Source organism: Methyloceanibacter sp. (assembly GCF_050728395.1).
GTDB lineage: Bacteria > Pseudomonadota > Alphaproteobacteria > Rhizobiales > Methyloligellaceae > Methyloceanibacter.
This window is the reverse complement of sequence record NZ_JBOHJB010000174.1, coordinates 1-2,803: the sequence shown is the minus strand read 5'-3', so window position 1 is coordinate 2,803 and position 2,803 is coordinate 1. Positions and strand designations below refer to the sequence as shown.

2 protein-coding genes and 1 pseudogene are annotated in these 2,803 nt (G+C 63.0%); all 3 read right to left on the bottom strand.

All coding sequences use genetic code 11. From position 1 onward, the window contains the following. Positions 1-509 (bottom strand): annotated as a pseudogene (locus ACREC7_RS16240) (hypothetical protein); the annotation flags it as partial. A 337-nt stretch (positions 510-846) separates the two neighbouring features. After that, complete coding sequence (locus ACREC7_RS16235; RefSeq protein ID WP_431556728.1) at positions 847-2,148, bottom strand: IS1182 family transposase; 1,302 nt, start codon at positions 2,146-2,148, stop codon at positions 847-849. Between the two features lie 155 nt (positions 2,149-2,303). Continuing rightward, positions 2,304-2,803: ABC transporter substrate-binding protein (locus tag ACREC7_RS16230; protein ID WP_431556727.1), on the bottom strand; the 500-nt coding region annotated here is incomplete at its 5' end.

The following is a 2,803-nucleotide window of genomic DNA, read 5'->3' as shown; positions in this document are numbered from 1 at the left end:
TTGGCGTCCTTGGACCGCAACACGGCTTGCGCCGCCTCCAGGCGCTTTCCCGGATCAGGCGCCATCAAGGTCAGGCTGCCGAGCGCCGCCTCGACGATGCGCCGCAGACGGTTATTGAGCCGCACGGGCGCGAGATCGCCGGGCGGCGGTGCAACGGCGGCCTGGCCCGTTGCAGCATCGACGAACTGGTCGAAGCGGTCGCGAATGAACACCTGCTTCGTCTGCGCGCTGAAAAAGAGGCGACCGTCCTGCAGCGCTGCAATGACTATGGCGGCGGAAGGATCCCCGCTGGCCGCGACGGCGTTGGTCGCCTCGATGGTTTCATCGAAGCTGTCGGCGGTGAAATGGGCGAGTGCGTCGGCGTACGGCTCCGCGCGCAAGAGCGCCGTCGAGGCGGCGATGAGACCGAAAGCAAGCACGAGCGCCATGAAGCGATCGCCGATGGCGCGCATGCTGTTGCTCCGGCACTGGGAAATGGGATGGCTCGACATCGCCAGATTGGACGGCATGCTGCCGATTATGCCGGCAACGTTGGAGCCTGTCTCCAACCAGCATTTTCCATCTCGGGTGTCATCGCCCGCCTGCGGGCGGGCGATCCAGTAATCACGGCCCGGCGGTTGAGTCGCTTGCCGGTGGTTCGCTGCGACCCCCCTCCCCCCGGCCGGGATTACTGGATGCCCCGCATGCGAGCCTGTGAAGGAAATGGGCTGCATCCTTCTCGCAGCGCGTGACGGTCCGAATATCGGTCCCGCCCAAGCCGGCACTGCGGCTCATTACGCGACGCATCGGATTTGCTTCACTTACATTACATCGTTTCCTGGCCCTCCCCGAAACTCATCGGGCGGATCAGGCGACCTGTTTCCGCAGTCGATGGCCTGCCATTAGATTATTGGCAAGCGCATGCCAAAGTATCACCGCCTTGGTCTTAATCAGCCCTCGAACGTAGAGAAAGCCGAACCCATGGTTCTTGAGGTTGGCGTTGATCCGCTCGATCAGCTTGCGAAGTCTATAGACCTCCTGGCCGGCTTGCGTTCCCATCCGGCTGCGCCACTCCTTCACGCTCTCAGGTTCCCGCGCTCGCTTGCTCTTGCGGTTGGCGAGCGCCCTGGCACTGATGTTGTCGCGCTCGGTCGGCGTCGGCGCAAATACCTGCACCGAACCCGCCGCATGCTCGGCCAGGGCGGCGATGTCCTCGCTCGTCGCGTAGTGGGTGTCGACCAGAAGCTTTTCTGGTGTCTTGCCATAGCGACGGATGATGTCGTCCACCATCGGCGCCGCCAGTCCCGCATCATTGCGCCGATCCGTCATCTCCACGGACAGGATAATGCCCTCGCTGGGTGCCGCCGCGATCTGAGCATTGTAAGCTGCGCGGACCGCCCCGTCGGGGAAGCGCATTTTGCGCGCCTCGGGATCGCTCAGCGAGACTTTGGCCTCCGATTTCTTCGCCTCGTCCTTCGGATGTTTCTTCGCCCGCTCCTTCCTTTCAGCCCGCACCTGCTCAAGGATCGCCCGCGCCTTCACGGCGCGCTCCTTCACCTCCCGCGCCGCACGTTCTTGCGATGCCCGCTTGCGCCGCGAAGAGGCCTCGGGATCGCGCTCGATTTCAGCCTTCAGCGTCGTAAGCCGCTGCTCCACAGCAGCCTCCACCCGCGCCAGCTTCGTGTCGGTCTTGAACGAGTCATTACTCGCGTTCGCCCGCACCTTGGTGCCGTCGATCGCGATCTCGGCGAGCGACACCAGCCCCTCGCCAATCAAGGCCGTTACGCTTTCGCTCAGCAGCCGGTCGAGTACCTCCACGTGCCCTACCCGGAAGTCCGAAAGCCCGTGATAATTCAAAGGCACTCCGCCGGCGATCCATCGATAGGCAACATCGCGCTGTGCAAGCCGCTCGAGATGTCGCGCCGAGCCGACCCCTTCGATGGTCGCGTAAAGCCACAGTGCCAGGAGAACCGCAGGATCCGGAGGTGGACGCCCGGGCTCGCCTTCACGCGATTTGATGGCATCGTAAAGCTCCGAGAGATCCAGGCTCTCGACAAAGCTCATAACGATGCGGGCGCGATGATCGGTAGGCAGCAGCGCCTCAAGGTCAATAAAGTCCCATCGAGTCTGAGATCGATCTGCCTCAATGAATCGCGCTTCGCTCGTCATCGAATCACCTCCGCTTGCAACGGAAGTGAATCACAAAAACTGCCGAAAGCGAATTTCTTCACAGGCTCGCATGCGGGGCATCCAGTAATCCCGCTGGTCCAGGGGACCTATCGCCTGAGAATGGGACGACTAACTGAAGACACGTCCCTAGTAGCTCAACTTCCCGCCGGGTGCGTCCCGATCAGGCTCCATTGGCCGCCCCGCATTTCGATGACGTAGACCGGCTTGAGCGCGTCGCCGTTCTGGCCGAATGAGATGGGGCCTTCCAGCGCCGGATAGTCTTTCATGGCGCGCAGCTTGTCGCGAATGGCGCTGCGCTCGGCGGCGAGCTTGCCTGCATCTCCGGTCACGTTGGCTTCTTTCATCGCGTAGGCATAAAACTGAACGATGTCATAGGTTGCCGCGTCGAACTGTGAAGCGGCCGAGCGTTCGAGGCCGGCGGCCTTGGCGCGCTTGACGAACTCCTGCTCGAAGCTCTTTGCCCTGTCGCTCACGCCGAAGTAGAACGTGCTGGGAATCACCGTGCCGTTGCCGTCATTGCCCATCCGCCGCGCAAGCTCCGAATCGCCGACGGTTGAGCCAGCGACCAGCCGTCCGGTCACGCCCTGCCGGCGCAGCTCCTGCGCCAATCGGATCGCGGGCTCGGGCCCTGAGC

Bases quoted from the DNA above. Each gene is read 5' to 3' on its own strand.
- ACREC7_RS16235 (WP_431556728.1), bottom strand. From the start codon at position 2,148: ATGACGAGCGAAGCGCGATTCATTGAGGCAGATCGATCTCAGACTCGA.